This is a genomic window from Acetobacteraceae bacterium (assembly GCA_004843345.1).
Taxonomy (GTDB): Bacteria; Pseudomonadota; Alphaproteobacteria; order Acetobacterales; family Acetobacteraceae.
Window position 1 is genome coordinate 982,990 of the sequence record CP039460.1, and the last position, 25,801, is coordinate 1,008,790.

General features: G+C 45.1%; 25 protein-coding genes, 1 tRNA gene, 1 pseudogene and 1 riboswitch. Of the genes and pseudogenes, 16 read left to right on the forward strand and 11 right to left on the reverse strand.

Features of this window, described 5'->3' with window-relative positions; genetic code table 11:
• Nucleotides 1-11: 11 nt before the first annotated feature.
• Complete coding sequence (locus FAI40_05000; GenBank protein ID QCE34762.1) at nucleotides 12-551, forward strand: hypothetical protein; 540 nt, start codon at nucleotides 12-14, stop codon at nucleotides 549-551.
• Between the two features lie 26 nt (nucleotides 552-577).
• Here FAI40_05000 and FAI40_05005 read toward each other — a convergent pair whose 3' ends face one another.
• A complete protein-coding gene (locus FAI40_05005; GenBank protein ID QCE34763.1) occupies nucleotides 578-3,127 on the reverse strand; it encodes a hypothetical protein in 2,550 nt (849 codons plus the stop codon).
• A 217-nt stretch (nucleotides 3,128-3,344) separates the two neighbouring features.
• Here FAI40_05005 and FAI40_05010 point away from each other — a divergent pair, with 217 nt between their 5' ends.
• The 6 genes from FAI40_05010 to FAI40_05035 all read left to right on the forward strand — a co-directional run bounded on the left by FAI40_05010 (nucleotide 3,345) and on the right by FAI40_05035 (nucleotide 9,006).
• A complete protein-coding gene (locus FAI40_05010) occupies nucleotides 3,345-3,992 on the forward strand; it encodes a thioredoxin family protein (protein QCE34764.1) in 648 nt (215 codons plus the stop codon).
• Nucleotides 3,993-4,112: 120 nt separating this feature from the next.
• Complete coding sequence (locus FAI40_05015) at nucleotides 4,113-4,529, forward strand: hypothetical protein (protein ID QCE34765.1); 417 nt, start codon at nucleotides 4,113-4,115, stop codon at nucleotides 4,527-4,529.
• Between the two features lie 18 nt (nucleotides 4,530-4,547).
• Nucleotides 4,548-6,458: a tRNA uridine-5-carboxymethylaminomethyl(34) synthesis enzyme MnmG gene (mnmG, locus tag FAI40_05020; GenBank protein ID QCE34766.1), complete on the forward strand. Its 1,911-nt coding sequence runs from the start codon at nucleotides 4,548-4,550 to the stop codon at nucleotides 6,456-6,458.
• A gap of 9 nt (nucleotides 6,459-6,467) precedes the next feature.
• Nucleotides 6,468-7,115 carry a 16S rRNA (guanine(527)-N(7))-methyltransferase RsmG gene (rsmG, locus tag FAI40_05025; protein ID QCE34767.1) on the forward strand — a complete coding sequence of 216 codons (648 nt, stop codon included), beginning with the start codon at nucleotides 6,468-6,470 and terminating at the stop codon, nucleotides 7,113-7,115.
• Between the two features lie 74 nt (nucleotides 7,116-7,189).
• On the forward strand, nucleotides 7,190-7,990 hold the full coding sequence (locus FAI40_05030) for a ParA family protein (protein ID QCE34768.1): 801 nt from the start codon (nucleotides 7,190-7,192) through the stop codon (nucleotides 7,988-7,990).
• A gap of 65 nt (nucleotides 7,991-8,055) precedes the next feature.
• Nucleotides 8,056-9,006 carry a ParB/RepB/Spo0J family partition protein gene (locus FAI40_05035; GenBank protein ID QCE35746.1) on the forward strand — a complete coding sequence of 317 codons (951 nt, stop codon included), beginning with the start codon at nucleotides 8,056-8,058 and terminating at the stop codon, nucleotides 9,004-9,006.
• Nucleotides 9,007-9,074: 68 nt separating this feature from the next.
• Here the strand turns inward: FAI40_05035 and FAI40_05040 are convergent, their stop codons facing one another.
• Together FAI40_05040 and FAI40_05045 are read right to left on the reverse strand one after the other, a co-directional pair.
• Nucleotides 9,075-9,473 (reverse strand): hypothetical protein, encoded by a 399-nt coding sequence (locus FAI40_05040; protein ID QCE34769.1) that lies wholly within the window; start codon nucleotides 9,471-9,473, stop codon nucleotides 9,075-9,077.
• Between the two features lie 93 nt (nucleotides 9,474-9,566).
• Nucleotides 9,567-9,863, reverse strand: a complete 297-nt coding sequence (locus FAI40_05045; protein ID QCE34770.1) for a hypothetical protein — start codon at nucleotides 9,861-9,863, stop codon at nucleotides 9,567-9,569.
• 140 nt (nucleotides 9,864-10,003) lie between these two features.
• Here FAI40_05045 and FAI40_05050 point away from each other — a divergent pair, with 140 nt between their 5' ends.
• Entirely contained in the window at nucleotides 10,004-10,474 is a 471-nt protein-coding gene (locus FAI40_05050; GenBank protein QCE34771.1) for a DUF4186 domain-containing protein, read from the forward strand.
• Here the strand turns inward: FAI40_05050 and FAI40_05055 are convergent.
• The 4 genes from FAI40_05055 to FAI40_05070 all read right to left on the reverse strand — a co-directional run bounded on the left by FAI40_05055 (nucleotide 10,463) and on the right by FAI40_05070 (nucleotide 13,495).
• Nucleotides 10,463-10,714, reverse strand: a complete 252-nt coding sequence (locus tag FAI40_05055) for a hypothetical protein (GenBank protein ID QCE34772.1) — start codon at nucleotides 10,712-10,714, stop codon at nucleotides 10,463-10,465. The genes FAI40_05050 and FAI40_05055 overlap by 12 nt on opposite strands.
• Before the next feature lie 62 nt (nucleotides 10,715-10,776).
• Nucleotides 10,777-11,109, reverse strand: coding sequence for a 4a-hydroxytetrahydrobiopterin dehydratase (locus FAI40_05060; GenBank protein ID QCE34773.1), 333 nt, complete (start codon nucleotides 11,107-11,109; stop codon nucleotides 10,777-10,779).
• A 24-nt stretch (nucleotides 11,110-11,133) separates the two neighbouring features.
• Nucleotides 11,134-12,015, reverse strand: coding sequence for a phenylalanine 4-monooxygenase (gene phhA / locus FAI40_05065; GenBank protein ID QCE34774.1), 882 nt, complete (start codon nucleotides 12,013-12,015; stop codon nucleotides 11,134-11,136).
• 478 nt (nucleotides 12,016-12,493) lie between these two features.
• On the reverse strand, nucleotides 12,494-13,495 hold the full coding sequence (locus tag FAI40_05070) for an SDR family oxidoreductase (GenBank protein ID QCE35747.1): 1,002 nt from the start codon (nucleotides 13,493-13,495) through the stop codon (nucleotides 12,494-12,496).
• Between the two features lie 278 nt (nucleotides 13,496-13,773).
• On the opposite strand from FAI40_05070, the gene FAI40_05075 reads away from it, so the two are divergent.
• The 6 genes from FAI40_05075 to FAI40_05100 all read left to right on the forward strand — a co-directional run bounded on the left by FAI40_05075 (nucleotide 13,774) and on the right by FAI40_05100 (nucleotide 19,330).
• A tRNA-Lys gene (locus FAI40_05075) sits at nucleotides 13,774-13,849 on the forward strand.
• A 163-nt stretch (nucleotides 13,850-14,012) separates the two neighbouring features.
• Nucleotides 14,013-15,215, forward strand: coding sequence for a glycosyltransferase family 4 protein (locus FAI40_05080; GenBank protein ID QCE34775.1), 1,203 nt, complete (start codon nucleotides 14,013-14,015; stop codon nucleotides 15,213-15,215).
• 76 nt (nucleotides 15,216-15,291) lie between these two features.
• Nucleotides 15,292-15,471: riboswitch (FMN riboswitch) on the forward strand.
• A gap of 157 nt (nucleotides 15,472-15,628) precedes the next feature.
• Nucleotides 15,629-16,828, forward strand: a complete 1,200-nt coding sequence (ribD, locus tag FAI40_05085) for a bifunctional diaminohydroxyphosphoribosylaminopyrimidine deaminase/5-amino-6-(5-phosphoribosylamino)uracil reductase RibD (protein ID QCE34776.1) — start codon at nucleotides 15,629-15,631, stop codon at nucleotides 16,826-16,828.
• Between the two features lies 1 nt (nucleotide 16,829).
• Nucleotides 16,830-17,465 (forward strand): riboflavin synthase, encoded by a 636-nt coding sequence (locus FAI40_05090; GenBank protein QCE34777.1) that lies wholly within the window; start codon nucleotides 16,830-16,832, stop codon nucleotides 17,463-17,465.
• Between the two features lie 24 nt (nucleotides 17,466-17,489).
• Nucleotides 17,490-18,815, forward strand: a complete 1,326-nt coding sequence (ribB, locus tag FAI40_05095) for a 3,4-dihydroxy-2-butanone-4-phosphate synthase (GenBank protein QCE34778.1) — start codon at nucleotides 17,490-17,492, stop codon at nucleotides 18,813-18,815.
• A 35-nt stretch (nucleotides 18,816-18,850) separates the two neighbouring features.
• The gene (locus FAI40_05100) at nucleotides 18,851-19,330 is read left to right on the forward strand and encodes a 6,7-dimethyl-8-ribityllumazine synthase (protein ID QCE34779.1); all 480 of its coding nucleotides are present in this window, start codon (nucleotides 18,851-18,853) and stop codon (nucleotides 19,328-19,330) included.
• Nucleotides 19,331-20,347: 1,017 nt separating this feature from the next.
• Here FAI40_05100 and FAI40_05105 read toward each other — a convergent pair.
• Both FAI40_05105 and FAI40_05110 read right to left on the reverse strand, forming a co-directional pair.
• Nucleotides 20,348-21,478 (reverse strand): hypothetical protein, encoded by a 1,131-nt coding sequence (locus FAI40_05105; GenBank protein ID QCE34780.1) that lies wholly within the window; start codon nucleotides 21,476-21,478, stop codon nucleotides 20,348-20,350.
• A complete protein-coding gene (locus tag FAI40_05110) occupies nucleotides 21,475-22,158 on the reverse strand; it encodes a hypothetical protein (protein ID QCE34781.1) in 684 nt (227 codons plus the stop codon). Before FAI40_05110 ends, FAI40_05105 begins: the two co-directional genes overlap by 4 nt.
• Before the next feature lie 207 nt (nucleotides 22,159-22,365).
• Between FAI40_05110 and FAI40_05115 the strand changes: the two genes are divergently transcribed.
• Together FAI40_05115 and FAI40_05120 are read left to right on the forward strand one after the other, a co-directional pair.
• Complete coding sequence (locus FAI40_05115; protein ID QCE35748.1) at nucleotides 22,366-23,052, forward strand: ATP-dependent Clp protease proteolytic subunit; 687 nt, start codon at nucleotides 22,366-22,368, stop codon at nucleotides 23,050-23,052.
• A gap of 145 nt (nucleotides 23,053-23,197) precedes the next feature.
• The gene (locus FAI40_05120; GenBank protein ID QCE34782.1) at nucleotides 23,198-24,280 is read left to right on the forward strand and encodes a ferritin-like domain-containing protein; all 1,083 of its coding nucleotides are present in this window, start codon (nucleotides 23,198-23,200) and stop codon (nucleotides 24,278-24,280) included.
• 55 nt (nucleotides 24,281-24,335) lie between these two features.
• Here the strand turns inward: FAI40_05120 and FAI40_05125 are convergent, their stop codons facing one another.
• Both FAI40_05125 and FAI40_05130 read right to left on the reverse strand, forming a co-directional pair.
• Nucleotides 24,336-24,734, reverse strand: a complete 399-nt coding sequence (locus FAI40_05125; protein ID QCE35749.1) for a MerR family transcriptional regulator — start codon at nucleotides 24,732-24,734, stop codon at nucleotides 24,336-24,338.
• 336 nt (nucleotides 24,735-25,070) lie between these two features.
• Nucleotides 25,071-25,765, reverse strand: a pseudogene (locus FAI40_05130) (3-hydroxyacyl-CoA dehydrogenase).
• Nucleotides 25,766-25,801: the final 36 nt, after the last annotated feature.

Genomic DNA, 25,801 nt, shown 5'->3' on the forward strand with positions numbered 1-25,801 from the left:
AAGGAAAAGAAATGACGCTTTCGGATAATTTAACCGTTCTTTTTCTTGTTGTCGGGTTCTTTGGTATTATCTTCTTGTGTTACTGCCTCTATCTTGGACGCTCGATCAGCCTTAAAGAAAAGTCTCATTCTTCCCCCCGACCCTCTTCAGAACCGCCGCCCCTTCCCCAAAGAAGCAAAGAAGATAAAGAGAATGCCAAGGGGAAAAAAGACGAAGCGTACCTCTCCAGAGAAGTTCTTGAAAGCAGCATGTTCATTTTTCTTGGCCTCCTCTGTCTCTTTTTAGGGGGACTTCATGGGCTTGGTATAAGAAGCTCTTCACACCTCCTCATTATTACTGGGATTTTTGCCTTTTTCCTCCTTGCTTTCGGGCAGGATTGTCTCACCTACCTCAGACGTTATGGCAGCAGTAAAATGATGGCGCTTATCGTTGCTGGGGCTGGCATAGGTCTTTTATGGGCTATCCTGACCTTTCTTACAGCCATACCCAACAGCGATAACTATTCATACACCCACTATCATTCTTCTTACCGAAGCCGATCCTCTCACTAAAAAACACTAATTAACCGCAACATGTCTTAAAAATACACTGATGCGGTAATGTGCCATGTCTGAGGTGCGCCCAGCATGCCGGAATTTGTTGGCGAGCCATAATTGGCTTTGGGATTGCCAGCCCCTGCGGAAGAGGAAGGCGAAATTTCTGACCAGTAATTTGTTTTCGTGACATTATCGACATTCCCCCTCAGCACGACCAAATGATCTGCCAGCCTCGTTTGATAACGCACCCCGAGGTCAAGCGTTGTATATTCTGGTGAATAAGAATGATTCCAGATATCGCCTGCCCGTCTGCCAGAATAATGAACATTGGTATTAAACGACCAGCCATGGAGAAAGCTCGGGTGCCAATCCATCAAAAAATCCGCATTCCATTTAGGAATACCGACGATATATTTACCGCTAGTTTCGGCTGAACCTGTATTGCGTAAAATCGGATTTATCCATGTGACACCGCCAAACATTGAGATTTCACGGGTCAAAGCGCCAGAAACCTGAAACTCCACCCCTGAATCATTTTGCTTGCCATTTTTAACCATCGCCTGAGAATAAGGGGCTTGGTAAACATACGGGCGTGACATTCCAAATCCATCTAAGACAACTAAAAAACGATCTCTGTAAAGATATTTCATCCCCCCTTCATATTGGGTAGAGCTTAAAAACCCTAAATTCTGATTTGGATTGCTGACTCCGTCCTTAGGGGCGAACCCTGCCGATGTTGTATCCTGACCCCAGTTAAAATAAGCGCTGAAACGGTTTGTCGGATGCCATGTCAAGGCAACAGATGGCTCAAATGCGCCATTGACCTGCGCACTTTGAACCGTTTCAGGAAGGCTGCCGCCTCCTTTTTTATACATGCTCATCCCGCCCATACCGCCTGTATTAAAACTCTGCGTATGAATCCATGTCCATGAAAGTTCCGTCATCACGGTCAACTGCCGGCCAATATCAAAATTATCACCGAACATAATATCTTGCTGTTGGGTGAAATTTGATTTTCTAAACCCTGCTGGCTTCATAATAATTTGAGGAGATCCCGGGACGTTATAAGGTTGATCCCAAGGGTAAGTGACATTATTATTTTTACCATAAGGCCATGTGCTGGCGCTCTTATCATCCGAGTTCCCCCCATAAGGGCTGTAACCCGTATCGGAATAACCATTTGAGCCGACATTGAAATGATGCACGATAGGCCCTATTTTAAATTCCCCGTTCAAATAAGCTCTATTTGAAATCGTAAGATCATTTACATTCCCTCTGGCGTTATAAGCGACATTTTGAGAAATATAGTTGGGATCAAATCCGCCATCTGCTGTGTTTACCCCTGGCAGATAACAGCCATTATGCGTATCGCTTTTTCCCTCGCAAATATAATCAGTAGCCCAAGCGGTTCTTCTAGTGCCAGATTGGAAAAGTCCGCCTAAATCCAAACGCAAATGCCGGCTGAACTCATGTTTGAGCTTCATCACGCCAAGCGCATTGGACTGTGCCGCATAGCTGTTTTGCTGGCCATAGCCTGCCTTGCTGGCATCAAAGGCTGGCGGCATCCCCATCCATGCGCCCGGAATGCCCTGCCCGTCCTTGCCAACTTTGAGCGTATCCCAATCGAACTGGCCCGGAAGGCCGTGCAAGTCACTATTATATTGCGAGGCATCCAGCTCTAGCTTGGTATGTTTTGTCAGTTGAATATCAATATCGCCTGCATAAAGATTGCGCCACTGATCAGAATTGCTCGTATAAAGCTGTCCTGTTTGATTCATATAGTTAAAGCGGACTTTAACAGGGCCTTTGCCAAAGGATGTGTCCAGAGATTCCAAGGGTGAGCCGTTAGAATCATACGCAAAATTGAAATTGAAAAAGGGATTTTCCGTTGGACGTTTCAAGACCATATTAAGCATGCCTGCTGGGTCTTCTGAACCATACAGCGCACCTGCCATACCGTTTAAAACACTCACATGGTCAAACGCCTCTGTCGTATAAGAACCTTGAATAGAAGCATTCAGCCCATCGACACGGGAATTGTTTAAAGAAGAGCTCGTATACCCCCGATCCACAAGGTGAGACGATCCCATATCATTCTGAACCCAGCGCACAGAAGGATCATATTGTGTCGCCTGCGTCATATCACGGAGCTGCTGGTTTTCAATCACATCGTGGGTTGTCGTCATCATTGAAAACGGTGTTTTTTGGGACTGCATCTCTCCCAAAGGACCTAAATCATAACTTTTATTCAGATAATCTGCCTTAATACCGCTAACCTCTTCGGCAGGGTCTTCCGTACGCTGACCTAAAACATGGACATATTCTGAACGAACCCATTCGCCTTTGCTGTTGCGAACCCATTTTTTGCCGTCGCGCTGATTTTCCTTCTCCCGAAAGAAATCACGGATAGAATGGCCGGACGAATCTGCGGAATCACGGGCATTGCCAGAGATAATCTGCCCCCCTGCCGAGACAATCATCGCCTCCGACCTTCCAGTGAAACACATAGCCGACCCACAACAGAGCAGTGCTTTCAAATAAAAAGCAAAGCCCTTTGTTCCCCGCAAGGAACATCGAGTATCTGTTTTCATAAAAGTGTAAGCACGCACCTCTCTGCTTCTATTGATCCACTTTTAAAAAAAGGGACTCTGTATTATAATTTGGAAAAGCAAGTATTCATTTAGAATCAAGCGTTTTTCAGCATCATGTGTTTATTTTTTAAAAAACACCCCTCTCGAAAAAATCCTCAGGGCTCGTGCTTTTCTGGACACGCTTTTTAAATTTAAAATACGGAGTTCAACCGCTGTCATGTTCTCAAAAAAAGCCTCCCTCTTCTCTGCTTTTGCCTTTCTGGGAATTTTTTCCACAGAGCTGAATGTAACCGCTGCCCATGCAGACAAAGCGCCTCTAATCCATAATGGAGATTTTACGGCTATTTCTGCCCCTTATGCCTCACCAGAAAAAACGGCCAATAGCGGGCATCTCGCATTTGAAGCCGCCCGTAAAAACAATAAACTTATTTTGCTTGATTTTGGCGCAAACTGGTGTCCTGATTGCCGTGTCCTTGCAGGTATCCTTGCAAATCCAGAAGTTTCCAAATGGGTAAAGGCGCATTTTGCAGTTGCCACCATTAATGTCGATCATCTTGATAATGCAAATATGAAAAAAGCGAGGCGCTGGGGAGTCGAAATTCACGCTATTCCAACCGTGCTTGCCCTTACACCAAACGGCACACTGCTGAACAAAGACGCTTTGCTTGCGCTGGGTGATGCCCGAAAAATGAATTCACAGCAAGTGGTTGATCTTCTCCAGACTTGGTTAGATCGTGGCACTGAAGCCAAAAAAATTGAACAGGAAAAGAATTACACAAAGGAAAATTCTCTGCCGGATCAGCCAAAATATTATGAAAATAGCGAAATCAAACTCGGCCAAAATCTCAACGTTCCAGCAAGTTAAAAACGCCCTTTTTGCAAACAAGCATTTAATCCCGATTTGAATGCTTGTTTTTTTACTTAAAAATCCCTTAGATTGGCGATTAAGATTAATCCCCTTCTTCCGATAAAGATTACCGCTATTATGCCTAAAACAGCCCTCTCTTTTCTGGCAATTACCTTTTTTTCCTGCCTGATTCTCTATCTTTTCAATAGCGCTGCCATTGCCTTTAATGAGCGCTGCCACCAGAGATTTTATCTCAAACCCCTGAATTTCAAGGCCTTTACCTTTACAACAGCGGCACTTTCCCTAACGCTTCTCGGATATTTTTACAATACGGCCGCTTACAGCCTTCAGTCTTATTCCCCAAAAGACGGCATTACCCTCCTCGTTTTGGGTATTCTTGGCCTGTTCCTTGTTGGGTGGCATAATTTTCAAAAGACAAATTGGCTCTTTGGTCTGATTGCAAATCTCGTTCTTCTTTTGGTCTCTACTGCGCTCCTTATCCCTGTTGCCAGCACCATTATCATGTCTGTCCTTTCTTCTGCCAATTATTCATAACGGCTAATCCTTCTCTAGATGCCACAAACTTCTTTTTCTAAAAATCAAACGTCCGAGCTTTCTCAAAACTGGGACGTGATCGTCATTGGTGCTGGCCACGCAGGAACCGAAGCGGCAGCCGCTGCGGCACGCATGGGGGTAAAAACCCTTCTCATTACAGCTAGACTTAGCGATATTGGCGTTATGTCCTGCAATCCAGCCATTGGAGGCATTGGAAAAGGACATCTCGTTCGGGAAATAGATGCCTTAGATGGGCTGATGGGAAAAGCAGCCGATCAAGGCGGCATTCATTTTAAACTCCTCAACCGCTCCAAAGGGGCTGCGGTGCAAGGCCCTCGGGCACAGATGGATCGCGGACTTTATCAAAAAGCCATGCAGGCTCTTCTAAAAAAACAGGAAAATCTAACAATTTTAGAAGCTATGGTCAGCGCTCTTTTAGAAGAGGGACAAATTGTTAAGGGCGTTCGGCTGGAAGATCAAAGCGAAATTTTTGGTAAAACCGTCATTCTGGCAACAGGCACATTTTTACGGGCAAAAATCTTTATCGGTGCAACAACCCAAGGCGCAGGCCGTCTGGGGAAACAATCTGTTATCGAGCGCCCTGCTCAAGAATTAGGCAAACAGCTTGAGGAAATGGGCTTAGAGCTTGGACGCTTAAAAACAGGCACACCCGCCCGAATTGCCAAAAACTCCATTGACTGGGAAAACCTGCCTGAAGATCCAAGCGATGAAACCCCTGAATTTTTCAGCTTTCTCACGACAAAAACGGTTAATCCAACTCTTTCCTGCCGTATCACCCGAACAACGAAAGAAATGCACGACATTATCCGTGCCAATCTCGACCGTTCTCCCCTTTTTAGCGGCGATATTGAAGGCAGAGGCCCACGCTATTGCCCTTCTATTGAAGATAAAGTCATGCGCTTTGCGGGGCGAGACGAGCATCGCATTTTCTTAGAGCCAGAAGCCCTTCCTAACAATGAAGGGGGCGATCTGATTTATCCAAACGGCATTAGCACCTCCCTGCCTCTTGATGTGCAGACGCAAATGATTACCGCTATTCCCGGACTGGAAAAAGCGGAAATTATCCAACCTGGCTATGCCGTGGAATATGATTTTACAGATCCCCGCCAGCTTACCCCATGGCTGGAAGTCGAAAAAATCTCTGGCCTTTATTGTGCCGGACAAATCAATGGTTCAACAGGCTATGAAGAAGCTGGAGCTCAAGGGCTGGTTGCAGGTTTAAATGCAGCTCGGAAAGTGCAAGGCAAAACGCCTATTCGTTTTGGACGAGAAGAATCTTATATCGGCGTAATGCTGGACGACCTCACCCTACAAGGTGTGAGTGAACCTTACCGCATGTTGACCTCCAGGGCAGAATACCGTCTTGCGCTTCGGGCAGATAATGCCGATCTTCGCCTGACCCCGAAAGGCATTGAGATTGGCTGTATTGGAACAGAACGCCAAACTTTTTTTGAAACTCTTTCTCAAGAAATTGAGGCTGTTCTGCAACGAGCCAAAACAGAGCGCCTGAGCCCACAAGACCTCAAAACGCAAAATCTTAAAATTCGAGACGATGGACAGGGACGTACCGTCTTCGCCGCTATTGCCAGCGCCCGTAGCATTGAGCCTCTTCTCTCCCTTTGCCCGTGGCTTGGAGAGCTTACCCCTCGGATACGCCAGCATCTTGAAACAGAAGCTATCTATGAAGGGTATTTAGAGCGTCAAAAGCGTGAAATTGCACGACTTAAAGAAGAATCTTCTATCCTCATTCCTGCAAATTTTGACTATAAGCGCATCAACGGCCTTAGCACCGAAATGACTGAACGCCTTGAAACAGCCCGTCCAAGGGATTTTTCAGCAGCCTCCCGCATTCAAGGAATTACCCCTGCGGCACTTTTAGCCCTTCTCGCTTTTCTAAAAAAACGCTAGAACGAGAAAATGACGGTTTCTTCCTCTAATATTCAAAATCATGTTCCACGTGAAACAATCACAGCGCTGCCAGCCTATGCGCTCTCACACAAAACAAAACAGCGCCTGCGGCAGTTTGAAGACATTACACGCCAATGGAATCAAAAAATAAATCTCGTTTCTCATCGGGATGTTGATTTTTTATGGGAACGCCATATTCAGGACAGTTTGCGTCTTCTTCCTCTTATTCCTAAAGAGGTTGCTATCAATGATCTCGGTTCAGGGGGAGGCTTTCCTGGCATTGTCATTGCCATTGCGAACGGAAACAAGGTCACAATGCTGGAATCAGATCAGCGGAAATGCGCCTTTTTACGGGAGGCCTCACGCCTCTGCCAAGCACCGACAAAAATTGTCCCAAGCCGTCTGGAAGAGGTCAAAGCCCCACCCGCCCCAATCGTTACCGCAAGGGCTTTAGCCCCTCTGCCACGTCTTTTAGACTGGGCTTTTCCTTTTTTAGAAACAGGCGGCGCCTGCCTTTTCTTTAAAGGGCGTAATGCGCCAGAAGAAATTGAAAAAGCATCCAAAGACTGGGATTTTGACCTTGAAACCTTTCAAAAAAAGGGGGATGAAGGCGTTATCCTGAAAATAACAAATTTAATGCGGAAACAAACTGCCTGAAGGCACAGAACGCAAAATATAATAATCGTATGTGAGGATAATCTGTCCAAAGACAGTTATGAAAAGGATCTAAAATGCAGATAGATGGTTTTCCAGAAAATGCCCGTATCATTGCAATCGCCAACCAAAAAGGCGGTGTTGGGAAAACCACGACCTCCGTTAACCTAGCAGCGGCTTTAGGGCGTAATTTTAAAACCCTTCTGGTTGATCTTGACCCCCAAGGCAACGCCTCCACAGGCCTTGGAGTCCCTTACGATGCCCGAAATGAAGGCACTTATGCGGCGCTCGCAGGGGAAAATGAGGCTATTAACCTCACCATGCCCACCAACGTGCCTCATCTCGATATTCTGCCTGCCAGCAATGACCTCGCTGGCACAGAAATGGCCTTAGCCAATGACGAACATCGCCTGACACGTCTTAAAGATGCGCTTGATCCTTTAAGAAAATATTACGGGGCGATCATCATTGATTGTCCGCCAAGCCTTGGACTTTTAACGGTGAATGCTCTCAATGCCGCAGACCGTGTGCTTGTGCCCTTGCAATGCGAGTTTTTTGCCCTTGAAGGTCTCGCACAGCTCCTCCACTCCATTGACCGTATCCAGCAAAGTATCAATCCACGTCTTGCGCTCGCTGGTATTTTGCTGACAATGTATGATCGGCGAAACCGCCTTTCGACAGAAGTGTTGGAAGAGACACGAAACAATTTCGGAAGTCTTGTTTTTAGAACCCTTATTCCCCGAAACGTCCGCATTCCAGAGGCACAAAGCCATGGTATGCCAGTGACGCTTCATGATTCCTCCAGTACGGGGGCTGGCGCTTACCGCCGTTTAGCGGCGGAGCTAATTGCCCGTGTGAAAGAAGATGACTTGCCATGAGTAAGAAAAAAGAGAAAAATTCTTTTACCGATTTTAATGATATTCCAGCCAAGCATCTGCGAAAAATGACTAAAAAAACGCCTGCCGCCCTTTCCCATATCCCTTCCCTCCAACGGAGTGCCTCCTCTGGAGGGTCGTCAACCTCACGTCTCGGCCGAGGCCTCTCCATGCTTTTAGGAGATAATAGCGGAAGCAAGCATCATATTCCTGATATTGCACTCGAAAAAATTATCCCAGGCCCTTTCCAGCCTCGCAAGCAAATAGAAGAGAACGAACTTCAAAAACTCTCTGACTCCATTAAAGAAAATGGCGTGCTTCAACCCGTTCTTGTCCGCACTCACCCCGAAAAAGCAGGTTTTTATCAGCTCATTGCCGGGGAGAGGCGTTTTCGGGCGTCTCAACTCGCTGGCCTGACCACTATTCCGGCCCATGTCCGTCAAATGGGCGAAAAAGAAGCTTTAGCGGCGGCTTTGGTCGAAAACCTTCAGCGCTCCAATCTCAATCCAATTGAAGAGGCAGAGGGGCTGGAACGGATGCGCACAAGCTGCAATCTCAGTCAGGCGCAAATTGCGCAAGCTGTTGGCAAATCACGCTCTCGCATTGCTAATAATCTTCGACTTTTAAGCCTTCCCGAAACCGTTAAAGTGAGTCTGCGAGACGGTACAATTTCACAAGGACATGGCGTTGCTCTCCTCGGCTGCACTGATCCCGAAGCTGCTCTCAAGCAAGTTCTTGCGCTGAATTTAACCGTTCGCCAAACCGAAGAGCTGGCCGCCAATGGCAGTGTCGAAAATGCGACACCAAAGACGGATAAATCTCCTCAAAACAAAGCGGAACTGAAAAAAAGAGCTGAAAAACTCGCAAACTCTCTTCAAAAAGGGCTTGGGCTTGAGAAATTTGGCCTCAGAGCCAGTGTTCAGCTCAAGCAAGAGGGTAAAAAAGGCGGCACTCTTAAACTTTCTTGGAAAAATCAGGCAGAACTGGACGCTCTGCTGAAAAAACTCTCCGAAGGATAAGATAACGCTCAAGAGACAGCATTTTTCAAAAATCTGCTGTCTCTCTGAAATGTCTTTTTAAAGGCACTTTAAGAGGAAGCCTTAGACATATTCATATTGCACTGATGGTGATGATGGCTCGGATATTCATCTCCAATCAGGCGATAAAACTTTTTCCGAAAACAGCCTGTTGTATTTTTAATCTCTGTCCCGTCCGCTTTTATCAATTTTTCATGTTGATATGTGCCGACATTCTGCCCTTTGGCATCATAATAACGATACGAATCTGGAGAAAACTCAACGGCCTTTCCGACAAGCTGGTCCTGCTTATTATAAAAACTGTAAACTTTCTGACCTGTTGCCGATTCTGAGCTTTTCATCCCATGATCGCTCTTTGCACCAATGCTACACACAGCAAAAACAGGAGACACACCGCAAAACAGGCTTGCGAAGCAGAGAAACGCAACAAATAAATATCTTTGTAACATCTGAAAAATCCTCCCCCAAAAGCGAGAAAAAATAACATCATTCAGGCTAAAACTCTTTTCAAGAAAAGCGCAAGGGGAAAGGAAAAAGCGATTTTAGAGCTTAAAAGGATATTCCTCTATCTGTGCGCTATCGCATTTAATCCAGTCTTTTTCAACGCTTGGCGCATTTTTTGGCCCCCAGCAGAGATTTTCTTCCCGAAGCTTCTCGACCAATTTCCCATTTTTAAGGCAGGCCTTTTTCCCTGCTTGTTTTGGAGGGTCTTGCTGAAGAAAATCAGCGCAAAGCGGCGCTTGCTGATCAATTTCAGCCTCAATTTTCTCGACCAATTTTGCATTAGAAGCCGCACATAAAAAGAGTGCTAGTGGTAAAATTAAAAATTTCTTTGTCATAAAAATATCTCAAGATCTTTCAAATAAAGATTTTCTCAGAGGAATCACTTTTTCCTCTCTTAAACCTGACCTTTATTTTGCCTTTAAGAAAACTCATTCTAAAAGAAGAGACAGTCCTTTCCCGCAAGCGAGTCAGCGCAATGCCAAAAACCGAAATAAATGAAACGCTTTTTCAAAATGCTTTGGAGCGCCTTGTCCACTCAAAATTTCGCTCCAGCTTTCATCTCAGCCAAAAATTAAAGCAATATGCCGCCGAAAAAGGAGAAACGCTTCTCAAGCAGCATGCTGTTAATTTCATCCAAACCCGTCTTGCGCCAGAAATCATTCCCAATGATGGCGCACAAACACCGCTTAAAGGGCATCCTGTTTTTATCGCCCAGCATGCCTGTGGCTGCTGTTGCCGAGGCTGTCTTGAAAAATGGTATCATATTCCTAAAGGAAGGGAACTTTCCCCTAAAGAGCAAGAAAATGTCGTCATGCTTCTCCTGCAATGGATTGCCAGAGACATGCAAGACTTTGTCCCCTCTGCACCAAAAAGTGCAAAAACGGCCAAAAAATCCAGTCAGAAGCAGAAAAAACCTCCCCCTAAAACGCTGGATTTATTTGACTAATTCTCTTTTCTGAATCAAAAATTCCGCCGACTGGGTCAAACGGCGCGCAATATCCTCGGCACTATCATTCAAACCTTTAGCGATCTGAATCTCTGAAAGCTGATGGCATTTTCCGCAAGAAACCGTTATTTCCGCCATATTCACAGAATGCGTGTCCTCGGGAAAGCGTACCTTTCCAATAATATCACAAATCACTTGCTTGGCACGACACCGAGGACAATTCACAACTGCACTTCTCATAAAACACCTCTTCTTGTTGTCTTCCCTTTTAAAAAGAAGACTTTCATTAGAGGCGGATTATTTTAGGAAAGCAATTCATTTAAGCGTTTTGCGCAAAAAAAATCATTCTCTGTCAACCCGCCTGCCTCATGGCTTGTATAATGCACCTCGCAATAGCCCCAGCCAAATTTAACATCTGGATGATGCCCCATTTTGTTACCCAGCCATGCGGCCAAATTCGCCATTTCAACCGCCTTTGCAAAACCTTTAAACGTAAATCTGCGGAAGATTTCCTCTAACCCTTCCACCTTCTGCCAGCCTTCACATTCCTTTAGAAGATGCGCCACCTCCTGTGCAGAGAGAGGCGCAACTCCACCAGAGCAGGGAACGCATTTTTCAGTTGTTTTCTGTGTCATTTTCTTTCCTTTCTTAAAAGCTGATTAACAGCTTACCTCTTCGATTTTAGGTTGCTTTGGCGCTTTTTGCCCCTTCTTCGGTGGAAATTTAGGTTCAAAAAGACCTAAAGCACGTGCTTTTTGAATATCGGCATGTAAATCACGGTCCAAAATGCCAAAAAGCTGATCTGGACTTTCCAAAACAAAGTAAAGCACTTGTGGAATATCAATCCGGAAACTCGTTCTCAAAATATTCATGACATCAAATTTATGGTATTCAGGCTTGCCCGAAACCGACCATTGAAGCTCCTCCACAGAGCTTGCCAAACCAGCGCCCAATCCTTTGGGCTGCCCATTTTCCTGCATCAATCCAAACTCAATCGAAAACCAGAATAAACGAATGAGCCAAGCCCGATCTTTTGGCGCACATTTCTTACCCGTTTCCCCTATTTTTTGACAAAATTGGGCAAAAGCCGGATGCGTCAATAAAGGCGCATGTCCGAAAATTTCGTGAAAAATATCAGGCTCTTCCACATAGTCAAAATGTTCACGGCGGCGGATAAAACTGGCCGCAGGGAAAACTTTTTCAGAAAGCATTTCATAAAAGCGCTCAAAGCCAATCACAGCAGGCACGGCTTCCATTTTCCAGCCTGTCATTTTTTGGAGCTTTTCAGAAATTTCAGGCGTAGAAGGAAGTAATTTCCGCTCCCCGTTTTGTGACAAGAGGCCTAATTTTTCAGCCCCTTCCTGCCAAATTCCCACCATATCCCGCTTTACCAAGGGCGTTTGACGGGCAACAAGGTCTCCCCAAACAGCATGCTCCTCTGCATCATAATGCACAAAACCATTCGCATCAGGAATTTTTGCATGGTAAGTGGAAGCTTTCTCATTTTCAAATGTTTTGGATTTTGGGAGAGAATTAGACATAAAACAACTTTCAATCATTTCAGACAAAGCGCTCCCATTACCTTTTTCAAGAGATAAAAAAGGGCGCATGACTGAAAAAAGATACAATTCACCTGTCGAAACAGGCAGGATTCAAATTTTTAAAAGGGGTAGAGAGTGCGAGGCTCTTTTCTTACAAAAACGTTAAGAAAAAACGTAAGCCTCAGCCAATATAGTAAGTATAATAATATCGGCCAGCAGAAACAGCGCATCCGTTAAAAGAAGATGCGGTAGAAATTTTTAGGGACGTGGTGTTTGAACGCGCAAACATAAAAAAATCCTAAAATTATTCCGAGTCTTTACCAAAAAGACCCCTGACCTAAAGTTTTCAGAAAGCCATCCTGAAAACGATAGTGCCTAACATGGAGCGACATTTTATCTGCGTCAAGGAAAATCTTAAAAAAAGCCAGTCCTTTTTTGGACTGGCTTTTCGCAAAAATCAGAAACAAAAGTCTCAAAATCAGGTCATACCGCCTGTGACTTCCCAAATCTGGGAGGTTGCATAGCTGCTTTCAGCGCTCGCCAAAGTGACATAGGCAGGAGCAATTTCAACAGGCTGTCCCGGACGTTTATAAGGAACGCCAGACCCGAACCGGTTCACGACCTCCAAAGGCTGAGCCCCCGTTGTTTCCAGCGGTGTCCAAAAAGGCCCTGGTGCAACCGCATTCACACGGATTCCGCGGGAAAGAAGCTGCTTTCCCAAAGAGCGTGTTATACTCGAAATCGCCGATTTCGTTGCGGCATAATCCACAAGACCCGGGCTTGGCATATAGGCCTGAACAGAAGTTGTATTCACCACACAGCTCCCTGGTTTCATCAAGGCCACAGAAGCTTTCGTCAGCCAGATGAGCGCATACACATTGGTCTTAAATGTCTGGTCGAGATGCTCTGTTGTGAGATCGAGCAAATCCTCTTGGAAAGTCTGGTAGCCTGCATTATTGACAAGGCAGTCGAGTCCGCCGAGCCGGTCATGCGCTTCTTTGGCAAGTTTTTGGCAAAACGCCTCCTCTCTCAAATCCCCCGGAAGAGCAACCGCCTTGCGCCCTGCCTTACGGATATAGGCAATGACCTCTTGCGCATCTGACTCTTCTTCAGGAAGATAATTAATCGCCACGTCCGCTCCCTCACGAGCAAAAGCAATCGCAACGGCACGGCCAATCCCTGAATCACCGCCTGTAATCAGTGCATGACGGCCTTTCAGACGGCCTGATCCAACATAAGATTTCTCACCACAGTCAGGTCTCGGGGTCATTTTTGACTGTAGCCCCGGCCAAGGCTGGAGCTTCTGGGAAAAGGGCGGTGCCGGATACATCTTCAACGGATCTTCAAGTCCTGTTTTTTTACCTGCGGCAAAACCCTGCCGTGGCAATCCTTCTACGGCTAAAGTGGCAGCACCAAATGCTGCGCCTGCCAAGAGATTCCGCCGTGTCGGAAAATCGTGCTTATCATGTGTCTCCGTCATCTTATCCTCATTTCGATAAAATCCCGTCCCCAAGTCAGCGTAACACATCCTTTCATCCCTCTCCAAAACAAATCGCTCAGGAATTTTTACCCGTACTCCTCTCCTGAAAAATTCAGTTGATCTGCTAATTAAAAAAAAGCTTTCTTCAATGCTGTAAAAATATAATTTCTCTTTGTCATTTTAGAATTTTCTGCTACAATATGGTATAGCTCAAGAGAATCTCTATTTCGGCATTTCCCCCACCCCCGCCGAGATTAAAGATTTCTTTTGAGCTGCGTGGGCACATAGCTCAGTTGGTAGAGCAGCTGACTCTTAATCAGCGGGTCCAAGGTTCGAACCCTTGTGTGCCCACCACGCTATAAAGACCTTTAAATCTTCCAAAATAAAAATACATCTCCGCTGATAAATCGTGCTAAACATAGCATGATTTGACAAAGGAACTCGGATTGCCTTGCAAACAAGAAATGTCCTATCCTTCTTTTTGCTTTCAAAACATTAAGGATCTTGCCCTTTTGCCATGAAAATTCACTATCTCATCTCTCATCTTGAAGATAGCGAAGCGGTTCGTTCCCTACCAGATATTTTCAAAATTCTGCGTGAGCTTGGCCATGATATTTCTCTCTTTATCCTGTCGCCGCCGCCAGACTATCTGCCGAATGATCTTCGTAATTCTTTGCTCGATGGCTTAGCGTCCTTCCCCTGCAAACATTTTTTTGAAACGCAGAAATCCTTTCTGGCTTATTGCAATGCCCTCGCAAAGCTTTTGCGCAAAGATCGACCAAATCTCCTCATTACATCTCAAAAAAAAGCAACCCGTGCTGGCCAAATTGTCGGCCATTTTTTAAATATTCCCGTTGCCAGCTGGCAACATGGATCGTCCAATCAAAGTCTCTTTCGCTCCCGCCAGCACCTCACACGCTTTTGGATTGCAGATTCCACCGCCTCCCGCTGCTATCTCGAAGATGAGCTTGGAATTGATTCTGGGTGCATTCTCAGCTGGCCTAATTACCAACCGCCAAGATCACTCCTTTGGCCCGCTGAGCAGCGGAGTTACTGGCAGGGCAAAACAATTCTTCATATTGGCTTTATTGCCTCTGATCATAATAAAAAAAGCAAAACCTGCTTGGTCAAAGCGCTCTCCTATCTTCAAAAAAAACGCCCCAATCTTTCTCAGGAAATTGCCTTACTGATTGGCAATGATCCTTTTGCCTCCAGAAAACATACTTACACGCTAAAACCGCCCCTTTCTGGCAAAGATACACGGCGGATCGCCAGACTAAGAGATATTCACCTTGAAGAAATCCAAGGGAATTTGCAGACCTTTTACGTCAATGCCGATTTGCTGGTTCAACCCATGCAGGGACATGAAAACCGTTTTCATCTTTTCGAAGCCATGGCTTCTGGATTGCCCGTCATTACGTCGCCTATTCCAGAGGTAAAAACCCTGATAAATGGCGGACGTAACGGACTCATTTTATCGAAAAATGCCCCAAAAATTTTAGCAGAAGCCATTAACCACTATCTCTCTGTCCCTGCTTTGGTCGAAAAACAAGGCAGAAACGCTCATCTCTGGATCAAAGAACATTATAACCAGCGAAAATTCCATGAGGCGGGTATAGCGGTAATCCAAAAAATAGAAGAGATCCTCTTTCAAGAACGTTTAGAGAAACTTCCCCACACGCTGCCGCTTCTCCTTCCAAAAGAAAATGAAAATCCTTAAAAGAAGTCTTATTTTCTAAAAAAATCTTGCTTTAAAGATTTTTCTACTTAAATATAGAGGTAGAAATGCAATCAAGCGGCATTCTCGGGGCGGGGTGAAATTCCCTACCGGCGGTGATGGTACGGTTTAAACCTGTTTAAATCTATTGGCCAAAGCCCGCGAGCGCTGTTTACCGGAACGTTTCCGTTAAGCAGGTCAAGCAGAGCTGGTGTGATTCCAGCGCCGACGGTCATAGTCCGGAAGAGAGAGAATATCGCGGAATCAGATGAATACGCCCTTTTTCTGTCCATGGAAGGCAGAGCTGAGGAGTGTCTGTCTTTTTTCGCCCATTTTCTTTCCCCGTCATCGTTCGTGTTAGGCTAAATCCCCTTCTTCAAGCGGTTTTTAGCCGTTAGGTAAGGAAAGAAGGCGTTATGGTGAGTGAACAAAATTCAGGCAATGCACCACGTCTGGAAATAGATCTGAAACGCAAACAAGTCATCAAAAAAGCTTTCCGGCAAACACTGCGTATGGCCACCCGCCGCCTTGGCGCAACATGGCCTAATCCGCCAACAGGCTGTGCTATTTTAGACAAAGAGGGCAATATTATCTCTCTGGCTGCACACGGCACAGCAGGCGAAGCCCATGCCGAAATTCTCGCACTCGAAACCCTCAATCATTGGGATCTGAAAGACAAGGCCGCAACCTTAGTTGTCACCCTTGAGCCCTGCAACCATCACGGAAAAACACCGCCTTGCGTTGAGGCCATTCTTCAAACCAGAATTCCTGAAATCTGGATCGGGGCAGCGGACCCTAATAAAATCGCCACAGGCGGTGCAGATCGCCTCGAAAAAGCGGGCCGGAAAGTCGTTCGACTCTGGGAACTTAAAGACCCTTTTTTCCATGACCTTGCCCAAGATTGCCAAGCTCTTATTACGCCTTTTTCAACCCGCATTTCCACAAATAGGCCATGGATTATTGCCAAACAGGCTTTAAATGACGAAGGAAGCATGATTCCCCCAAAAGGGCAAAAGACCTTTACCTCTAAACTTGGTCTCGAAATTGCCCATCTTTTGCGCCGTTCCTGCGGTGGCATTATCACAGGGCGAGGCACAATTTTAGCCGACCATCCCCTTTTTACCATTCGCCATATCTCCGATTTTAGCCAGACGCCCGAAAGATGGATTATTGCCTGCGGCCAGCAGTCTCTGCCAATGAATTGGATTGAAAAGCGCAAACGTGCAGGCTTTCATTTTCTTCATGTTCAAAGTCCGGAAGAAGCCGTTGAAGCCCTTGGAAAAGCGGGGGTTGCCATGGCTCTCATTGAAGCTGGCCCAAAGCTTCTGAACGCTTTTAAAGAAGCCGGATTGATTGATGAGCTTCTCAAAATTCATAAACGGGATGAATTCGACTATTTAGAGTGGGAAAAATTTAATTCCTCCCCCTCTCCCCTTTTGCTCCTCGAAAAATACAGTGCTGACTGGCCAAAACATTTACCTCTCAAAAATAAAAAGGCGCTCACCATTTCGCCAGAGGTTTTCCGCACCACTTTCTTTGGCAAAATGGAAAACGAGGCTGACGATCTCTTTAGCACCTGTAAAAAATTTGTCGGTAAGCTTGTAGGAAAAAGATAAAATGTTTTCAGGGATTATCACCCATCTCGGCCAAGTCGAAAAAGCAGAAAAAGAAGGCAGCGCCCTCCGCCTAACAGTGCAAACAGGCATGCCAGACCTTGAACTTGGAGAAAGTGTTGCAGTCAATGGCGTTTGCCTCACCGTTGAGACCTACGGCAAAAGTGGCCAAGCTACTTTTTTCCTAAGCCCCGAAACCCTTGACTGCTCTGCCTTGGGAAAATTAAAGCCACAGACAAAGGTCAATTTAGAACGGGCCTTACAGCTGAATGCACGCCTTTCAGGCCATATTGTACAAGGACATGTGGACGGTAAAGCCACTTTGCTCCGTGCGCAAAAAATAGGCGAAGCGCATGAAATTACCCTTTTTGTCCCCCAAGAAATCCGCCGTTATTTCGTCCCCAAAGGCTCAGTTTGCCTCGATGGTGTCAGCCTAACCATCAATGACATTAAAGACAGTCAAACCTATCAGGGGGAATTAGGCTTTACCCTCTCAATTATGCTTGTGCCCCATACATGGGAACATACGCGTTTTCACAGCCTAAACATTTCAGATGAAATGAACATTGAGACCGATATTATCGGCCGCTATGTGGAAACAATGCTGCGCTTTCCACCGCCAGTGCCAACGGTCTCTTAACCTTTAGAATAAAGAAGAAATCTCATGTGCAGCAAACATTCATCTCCTTCAAAAACGCTACAAATCCCCTCCTTAGAAGAGAATATTCTTGAGGCGGTCTCCGCTATCAAAACGGGGAAAATGGTTCTTATGACCGATGATGAAGATCGAGAAAATGAGGGAGACCTCGTTCTAGCAGCCCAATTTACAACGCCAGAAGCGGTTAATTTTTTAGCACGCAATGCGTGTGGCCTTATCTGCCTCTCTCTCTCTTCAAAGCAGATTGATCAGCTTGGGCTTCCTTTGATGACCCTTGATAATCAAAGCGCTCATGAAACGCCTTTTACGGTCAGTATCGAAGCGGCCAAAGGCGTCACAACGGGAATTTCCGCTTTTGACCGTTCCCGCACAATCCAAGCAGCCTCTGCGGAAAACGCCACCGCTGCGGATATTGTCATGCCAGGGCATATTTTCCCTCTAAGAGCCCATCCGAAAGGGGTTCTCGGACGCAATGGCCATACAGAAGGCTCTCTTGACCTCGTTCGCCTTGCAGGCTTGCAAGGGGGCGCTGTTATTTGTGAGGTCATGGCTGAAAACGGTACCATGATGCGCGGAGCAGAGCTGAAAAACTATGCCCAAAAGCACGGCTTTCCTTTAATCTCCATTAAGTCTCTCATCGATTGGATTTCAAAGAATGGCCTCCAAACGGTGGATACAAGCAAATTTGAAGCGAGAAATGCGTCAAAAGAGTGCATTTGCACCGCCTCTGCTGGTATGCCAGACCTTTATGGCGGTCCTGATCTTAAAATTCATATTTTCCGCTTTCCTCAAGAACCAAATCCCTCTAAACAGACCGAGCAGGTTGCGCTTGTCAAAGGTGATCTCTCCAAAGGTGCGCCTCTCGTTCGCTTACATTCTGCCTGCCTGACAGGAGATGCTCTTGGCTCTTTACGCTGTGATTGCGGCCCTCAGCTTCAAGAAGCTTTAAGACGGATTAAAGAAGCCCCTTCTGGCGCTTTAATTTATCTCCGGGATCATGAAGGGCGTGGCATGGGGCTAGAAGCGAAAATTCAAGCCTATGACCTCCAGGAAAAAGGCTTTGACACTGTCAGCGCCAATGAGGAATTGGGCTATCCTGTGGATTCCAGAGAATTTTCCCAAGGCATTTCAATTTTAAGACAGCTCGGTGCGAAATCCGTACGATTGATGACCAATAATCCTGAAAAAGTGCGAGCCCTTGAAAAAGCAGGCTTAAAAATTGAAAAGCAAGAACCTCTGGAGCTTCCCTCTCAGGAATTTAATCATTTTTACCTCGAAACCAAGAAAAAGCGCTTAGGGCATCGGCTTTCCCTCCAAGAAAACCCTGCCTAAAGCTAAGTTTTTAGTCCTAACTGAAAGATTTTATTATGAGCCTGCGTCCCGTTTCCGATGAGATGGTGCCTTCTTTTGAAAAAGCGCCAAGACTTGCCTTCATTGTCAGTCAATTCAATGAGGAAGTCACTTACGGGCTTTTAGAAGGGGCTCAAAATCTTTTGAGCGAGAATCATCTTGCAAAAGGAGATGTTTATAAAGCCCCTGGTGCGTTTGAACTTCCTCTCATTGCGAAAGCCTTGGCAGAATCTGGAAAATATGACGGTGTTGTCGCCTTTGGATGCGTTATTAAAGGCGACACAGCCCATTTTGAATATATTTCAGGCGAAGCCGCACGCGGCATGATGGAAGTACAACTCAAAACAGGCATTCCAGCCTCTTTCGGCATTCTCACCGTTTATTCCCAAGAAGAGGCACTTATCCGATCTGGCAATAATGAAGCGAATAAAGGACGTGAAGCAGTTCTTGCCTGCCTCCACGCTATTCAGACCCTCAGAGAGATTAAAGCTCTCTAAGCGCAAAATTTCAGCCTTAGAAGGAAAAGAAGAGGGAGCTATTAAGCTCCCTTTTTCTTTCTTTAGGCTTTCAAACAAAGCAATTTCGCACCAAATCCTAAAAAACCGCCCAAAAAATCTGATCCATTAAGCTATTCCTACGATTGTAAAATCTCTCTGCAATGAATTTTGGCACATTTCAAAACGGTGCAAAATCCGCCTTAACGCAATCTTTAATGTAGATAAAATCACTCTCATTTAAGAAAAAGCGTTATCGATTCTTAAAAATCCCTTGGAAATAGAGGATTTTTTAAAAGTCTCATAGGGCTCTCAAGCCTGTGGATAACTTTGTGGAAGACTCTGGGACGAATCTTTGGATGAATCTATTCAACTGCCTGTTTTCTGCTAAAAATGAGAAATTAAAGCCTTTTTTTACCCTTGGGCACAACTCGAGAAAGAAAAAAGCGTCAAGACTCAAAAATGAGAAATTTTTTTGAAAAAAAATACTTTACAGACTTATCGCTATTTGGACTCCTTGAGTCTCTAGCACTCTTGAAAATAAATCACAGAGATTTCTTTTTTTTCAGCTCACCTTAAAAGCCCCAAAAACGCCCTCTTTTTAAAAGAAAAATCAGAGGCAGAAAAATCACCCTCTTGCGAAAGTTTTTTCTTTGGATATGTTTAAGGGCACAAGTTCATTACATGACTTGTCACGAGATGGGGGCATCTGAAAAATTTATCTCGGCAGAGACAATCGTTTGGGCAGTTTTTAAGTTTGATAAATACTTAAAATAGATTGTCTTAAAGAGTGGACTTTCTTCTTTTTTAAAAAAAAGATAGCCTGTGTATAACTTTGTGGAAGACTCTGGGACAACTCTTTGAACGAATCGCTAAAAGATGCAGTTTTCTCGGAAAAACAAAATTTTAAATGTTTTTTATTCCTTGGGCACAACTTATAAAAAAACAAACGTCAAGCCCATGTCTAACAGATAAAATCAAGACGTGTCTTTTCTAAAACAGGCCTTCTTTCTCTCGAAATTATTTTGGCTCTAAACGTACACGAACACCATCGCCCAGCGCTTCTCCGCTGATTGAAATATCATGCCGATCCACGCCCATTTGTATAAGCCGTGTCGCAACGGCCTGCGCCCTTAAAAGACCAAAGGCAATTTCACGGCTTTGCGCCTCGACATCAATACCTGTTTCTGAACTCAGCGCATCTCCAAATCCAACGAGAGAAAAACGTGAATTTGTCTTCTTCGCATCCTCAATCAAATCATGAAGATGTTTATCTTCACGATCGCCAAGCTCGTCCGTCAAAGGCTTAAACTGAATCAATGTGCCAATTGGATCTGCAAATGTGCCGTCTGGCTGCACCCTTTTTGTCCCTTTTGGAATGTCAAAACCTGGATAGACAGGCTCTTCTGGCAAGGGCGGAATTACTGGAAGGCGGGAAATTGGCACGTCCGCATGGCTATTGGGATGATAAATCACTTTTGGAAGACCATGATGATCTATTAAATCACTGCCGTCTTTTTTTGGCTTTTCCGTTACTTTTTCATCATCCGCCAAGGCGGCAGCCAAGGCAGCCTCCTCTTCCGCAGATGTCGGAGGGGACTGATTGCTTGCTGCGCCTTCAGGCCGAACAGCAGGTTCCAAGTCCGCAGCTTCAGATGCCGGCTCATCAGAAGTCTGTGTCATTGTATCCACCGCATCTTGTGAAAGCATCATCGGCGGTAAATCAGATAAAGGTTTTTCCGCTTTTTCAGCCTCTTTCCCATCATCCATAGGGGGCAAATCATCTGTTAGAGACTCCCCCTCTTGTGAAATGAAAGGCGGAGGAGAACCTGCGGTTCCGCCCTTTCCCTTTTTTGACTCTTCTGAATCTGAAAAAGGCGGTGGTGGAGGCGGTTTAGGAGCTTCCTGAACCTGTTCTTTTGAGGCTTCTGGAGGGTCGGCAGAGGAATGGGACGACTGAACAGGAGGCGATGCTGGCGAAGATTCATCAGGCGGCGAAGCAGGCGATGAACCTGGTAAAACCTCGGCAAAACTCTCCCCTGCGGTAAAAAAAAGACAGGACAGTAAGCCTATTTTAAAAAAATAGCTTGCCGCCGCCTTGCTTCCTTCACAAACAAGAGATTGTAGCCTGTAATGAATCGTTGGCCTCAATTCGCTTTCTCCGGTGCTGGAGGCGCTTGTTGGGGCTGAGCCTGTTCTTGCTGTGCATTTTCTGGCTGTTGCTGAGGCGCTTGTTCAGGCTGTGCCTGTTCTTGCGGCACAGCACTCGGATCAGACTGGCTTAAGGATGCTGGGGCTGGCGTATTAAGGTCTGTAATTTCTTCTGCCTCCTCTGGCGAAGGCTCTGGTAGTGTCATTGGTTTTGGCGGCGGTGGAACTGCTTTTTTCTGTCTATTAAACTTTTTCTTGCTTTTATCGTCTTTATTTGCTGTCCCGTCATTATCCCCCATGACCAGATTTCCAGCCAAATCAGACATAGGCGGAGGAGGCGCCACTTTTGGAAAGGTAATATCTCCTGTCTCGGCCGCATGGCGGATCGCTTTGTTGCGGTCACTCTGGAGTTTTTGAGTCATTGCCAGCTGGGCTTCTTTGGTCGGGAATTCAGGATTCTCCGCAGGCACGTCCCCCACAAAAGGATAAGCGCCATGCGTCCCCGGGGCGGGCGGCAAGACGCCTGTTCCAACACCGCCGCGCATCTGATGAATCCAATCTGTCCAGACATCTATCGGACCACGGTGATAACAGCCAGCCATCATCATCGGAAAAGCGAGTAAAAAAAATGTATAAGAGGAGAAATATTTCGCCCGCTTGTGATTTTTTCTCTTCTTCAAAGATGCTTTCCTAAGATTTTAGACATTCAAACCAACTTTACCTTTTCTTGGTATCTTTTAAAAAAGAGAAGGACAAGCTTTTATCTTTTGATAAGGAGTTTATCATTATACAGGTGCAAATTCTCTCTAAATACCTATATAAGAGGGAGAATAATTTATTTTTGAGCCTTTTCTTAGGAATTTAAGGATCTGTATAATCAAATGACGATGATGACAAAAAACGAAATTTCTCCTTTCTCAAACGCTCCTTTGAAAACCTCTCTCTTTTCGACATCTGACTGCCCAGGCGGATGCCCTGGGAAGGAAGAAGAAGCGGAACAAGACGCCAAAAAATCTCCTGCAAATCCAGAAATTGCATCGATTTTATTTGAAAAACGCAAAGTTCTCATTTTTGGACAAATTGACGATAAAATCGCCCGTGAAGTCACCGCACGTTTACTCGCACTCAGCCAGAAACCTGGTGAGCCTATTGATATTTATGTCAACTCTCCAGGCGGACATGTCGAAAGTGGCGACACAATCCACGATATGATCCGCTTTGTTGGTGCGATCTGTCCGATCAATATGATTGGCACAGGCTGGGTTGCCTCCGCTGGTGCGCTGATTTATGCCGCTGGTGAGCCAGATCGCCGTGTCTGCCTGCCAAATACACGTTTCCTTTTACACCAGCCAATGGGTGGCGTTCAGGGTCAAGCAACCGATATTGACATTGAAGCCCGTGAAATCATCAAAATGCGCGAGCGTCTGAACCGAATTTTTGCAAAAGCCACAGGGCAAGATTTTGAGAAAATCGCAAAAGACACCAACCGTAACTATTGGATGTCGGCAGAAGAAGCCATCAAATATGGGTTAGTTGATAAAGTCATTCATTCTCCAAAAGAGATTAAAAACTGATTTTCTATAAAAATGTGAGAAATAAGACTAGAAAGGGGGTTAAATACCCCCTTTTTTAAGGCTAAGATTCAAGAAAGCCGCATATATTTCTGTGATCTAATTCCGATTTAATCATAAAACTAACTATTGCGATGGGAGCGTCCTGATGTCATCAGCAGAAAATGGGATTTTTGTTAAAAATGAACCTGGTTCCTTCGACCATTCCAACGAAGAAATCAGCCGTAAACGCCTTGAAGCCCTTTGTAGAAACTATCCTGCCCCAACAACACAAAGCACACTGAGTGTTGAAGAGGCCGATCACCGCTCCCGCCACTGGCAGAGTCCAGAAGAGGGCGATATTCAAATCGGTTCTGATGCCCATAAAAAAGCCATTGCAGACATGTTCCGCGAGACCTTCAATCCCTACAAGCCTTCTATCATTGAATGGCCCGAATTAGATGAAGAATCTCTTAAAAAGGTCATATCCTTGCCAATCTGGGATATTGCTGTTCACACTGAAGGGCGTGCCCGCCTCCGCATGGCTGCCTATGCAGAGCTTTTGACTGATCCAGAACTCCAAGATGCGATTGCAAGAAATGCTTGGGAAGAAGACCGCCATAAGACCGTTTTAGCGGATATGGTCACCCATTACGGCATTAAACTCGGGATTGAACCCCCTTATGAAATGCCGAAAGATGCCGAATGGACCTATCTCGTGACAGGATTTTCAGAATGCTGGGACAGTTTTTTCGCCTTTGGCCTTTTTGAGAGTGCAAAACGCTCTGGTCTGTTTCCAGAAAAACTCACCGAAGTTTTTGAGCCTGTCATTCAGGAAGAGACACGCCATATTCTGCTTTTTGCAAACTGGCTTGCCTATCACCGCAAACATCTTTCTTTGCCAGCCCGTATAAAACTTGAAGCCCGCATTCTCGGTGTTCTCTTTTATCTTTTCTATGAGCGTCTCTCCCTCGTCAAAACCTTTGATGAAGACGGTAAAGAACATACGGAAGATTTCAATTTCACTGTTCGAGGCACAGAATGTGTAACAGACAAAAAATTTGAGTTTATTCCTTTTATGAAGCTCTGCCTTGCTGAAAATGAACGCCGCTTTAAAGGCTATGATAAGCGCCTCCTCCGCCCACAGCTTGCCCCTTGGGCCGCAAGAAGAGCCATCGAAGCTGTTGGAACCTGGAAACAGCTTAAATGGGAAGTGACAAGTCTTTTCTCAAAACAGCCTAAACAAGCCTAATTCTTTAAAAACAAATCCCCTGAAATCAGGGGGTTTTTAATCTATTAAATGTGACTTAAAAAACTTCCCCATTCAGCGCATCAATAATCCCACATCCCGAAATTTTACTATGCGGACAGCATTTAATGAGCGCCTTAAGACTCTTTTCCAGCGCTTTAAGTTCTGTTAGCTTTTTCTCCACTTCTTCGAGCTGTTTTTTCGCTAAATTCTGAACATTTTCTGGATGTTCAATATGCGTTTCTGAAGATAATTTTAACAAGCTCCGAACCGTCTCAATCGGAAAACCTAATTTTCGGGTCCTCCGGATAAAACGCAGCTGATTCAAATGTTTTTGCGTATAAAGACGGTAATTCCCTTCAGAGCGTGGCGGTTCTGGCAATAATCCAATTTTCTCATAATAACGGATTGTTTCCGCTTTCGTTTCCGCCTCCCTGGCTAAAACTCCAATCGGCATTTCTTCACAAGAAGACATTTTCAAACCTCCTCCTTGACCCTCTAGTTCCTCTAAGGATTATATTCTTTTTAGACGCTCGGGATACTCTTTTTCCAAACGACTCTTAAAGATAAGGGGAAGCTAAAATGACAAATACCCAAAAAACAACCTGCAGTTGTGGCTGCAGCTATGATTGCAAAGGTGGCGCAGAGTGTAAATGTGGCCCCAACTGCAACTGCGGACCAAATTGTGGATGCGGCTGTAAAAAGAAATAAACAACCCTCCATAACAAGAAATACCCTGCTTTTAAGCAGGGTATTTCACATTTTAATCTCAAATTTCAGCAAAAAACATTATTTATAAAGAAGAGGATTTCTTCACACCGTATTTATAAAATCCCTCACCTGTACTGACGCCCAAATATCCTTTATTGATATAATTTTCTTTAAGCCATTTAGTATTCCGCTTTGCCTGATCGCCTTTGCCATTTGCAGCAATATTGTAAGCGGTGTTCAATCTAACCACATCATAAATCTGAAAAGGGCTCTGCGAACTGCCTGTTGCAATTTTCCAATTTTCGTCAATCGCTTTAGGATCTGCAAATCCGCAAGCTGCCAAATCCAAGGCGGCCTCTAAAAAAAGGACAAGCAAAGAATTTAGAATATATCCCGGCTCTTTTTTCAGCACAAAAGGCACCATATGGATTTGCTTTGCAAAGGCTTTAATTTTTTTCAATAATTACTGGAGAAGTCTCTGGAGAACCCATAATCTCCGCCGTGTTACGTTTCCAAATGCCATTAACAAAATGCAAACATAAAAAAACGGTCAGGACGGCCTGTAAAATCTTTCATCTGACTAAGTAAAAGAGTCGAGGAATTACTGGCAAAAATAGTTTTTTCAGGCGCAAATTTTCCTAATTTTTCATAAGTCTCTTGTTTAAATTTTAAAATCTCAGGAATAGCCTCAATCACAAGATCGGCATCCTCAACAGATTTTTTTAAATCCACACAAACATAGAGATTTTTCCGTGCTTGTGCCACTTTACCCTTCATAGATTTTTTGAAGCTGTACAAAACAGATAAAACATG

Bases quoted from the DNA above. Each gene is read 5' to 3' on its own strand.
- FAI40_05000 (QCE34762.1), top strand. From the start codon at position 12: ATGACGCTTTCGGATAATTTAACCGTTCTTTTTCTTGTTGTCGGGTTC.
- FAI40_05005 (QCE34763.1), bottom strand. From the start codon at position 3,127: ATGAAAACAGATACTCGATGTTCCTTGCGGGGAACAAAGGGCTTTGCT.
- FAI40_05010 (QCE34764.1), top strand. From the start codon at position 3,345: ATGTTCTCAAAAAAAGCCTCCCTCTTCTCTGCTTTTGCCTTTCTGGGA.
- FAI40_05015 (QCE34765.1), top strand. From the start codon at position 4,113: ATGCCTAAAACAGCCCTCTCTTTTCTGGCAATTACCTTTTTTTCCTGC.
- mnmG (QCE34766.1), top strand. From the start codon at position 4,548: ATGCCACAAACTTCTTTTTCTAAAAATCAAACGTCCGAGCTTTCTCAA.
- rsmG (QCE34767.1), top strand. From the start codon at position 6,468: ATGACGGTTTCTTCCTCTAATATTCAAAATCATGTTCCACGTGAAACA.
- FAI40_05030 (QCE34768.1), top strand. From the start codon at position 7,190: ATGCAGATAGATGGTTTTCCAGAAAATGCCCGTATCATTGCAATCGCC.
- FAI40_05035 (QCE35746.1), top strand. From the start codon at position 8,056: ATGACTAAAAAAACGCCTGCCGCCCTTTCCCATATCCCTTCCCTCCAA.
- FAI40_05040 (QCE34769.1), bottom strand. From the start codon at position 9,473: ATGTTACAAAGATATTTATTTGTTGCGTTTCTCTGCTTCGCAAGCCTG.
- FAI40_05045 (QCE34770.1), bottom strand. From the start codon at position 9,863: ATGACAAAGAAATTTTTAATTTTACCACTAGCACTCTTTTTATGTGCG.
- FAI40_05050 (QCE34771.1), top strand. From the start codon at position 10,004: ATGCCAAAAACCGAAATAAATGAAACGCTTTTTCAAAATGCTTTGGAG.
- FAI40_05055 (QCE34772.1), bottom strand. From the start codon at position 10,714: ATGAGAAGTGCAGTTGTGAATTGTCCTCGGTGTCGTGCCAAGCAAGTG.
- FAI40_05060 (QCE34773.1), bottom strand. From the start codon at position 11,109: ATGACACAGAAAACAACTGAAAAATGCGTTCCCTGCTCTGGTGGAGTT.
- phhA (QCE34774.1), bottom strand. From the start codon at position 12,015: ATGTCTAATTCTCTCCCAAAATCCAAAACATTTGAAAATGAGAAAGCT.
- FAI40_05070 (QCE35747.1), bottom strand. From the start codon at position 13,495: ATGACGGAGACACATGATAAGCACGATTTTCCGACACGGCGGAATCTC.
- FAI40_05080 (QCE34775.1), top strand. From the start codon at position 14,013: ATGAAAATTCACTATCTCATCTCTCATCTTGAAGATAGCGAAGCGGTT.
- ribD (QCE34776.1), top strand. From the start codon at position 15,629: ATGGTGAGTGAACAAAATTCAGGCAATGCACCACGTCTGGAAATAGAT.
- FAI40_05090 (QCE34777.1), top strand. From the start codon at position 16,830: ATGTTTTCAGGGATTATCACCCATCTCGGCCAAGTCGAAAAAGCAGAA.
- ribB (QCE34778.1), top strand. From the start codon at position 17,490: ATGTGCAGCAAACATTCATCTCCTTCAAAAACGCTACAAATCCCCTCC.
- FAI40_05100 (QCE34779.1), top strand. From the start codon at position 18,851: ATGAGCCTGCGTCCCGTTTCCGATGAGATGGTGCCTTCTTTTGAAAAA.
- FAI40_05115 (QCE35748.1), top strand. From the start codon at position 22,366: ATGATGACAAAAAACGAAATTTCTCCTTTCTCAAACGCTCCTTTGAAA.
- FAI40_05120 (QCE34782.1), top strand. From the start codon at position 23,198: ATGTCATCAGCAGAAAATGGGATTTTTGTTAAAAATGAACCTGGTTCC.
- FAI40_05125 (QCE35749.1), bottom strand. From the start codon at position 24,734: ATGCCGATTGGAGTTTTAGCCAGGGAGGCGGAAACGAAAGCGGAAACA.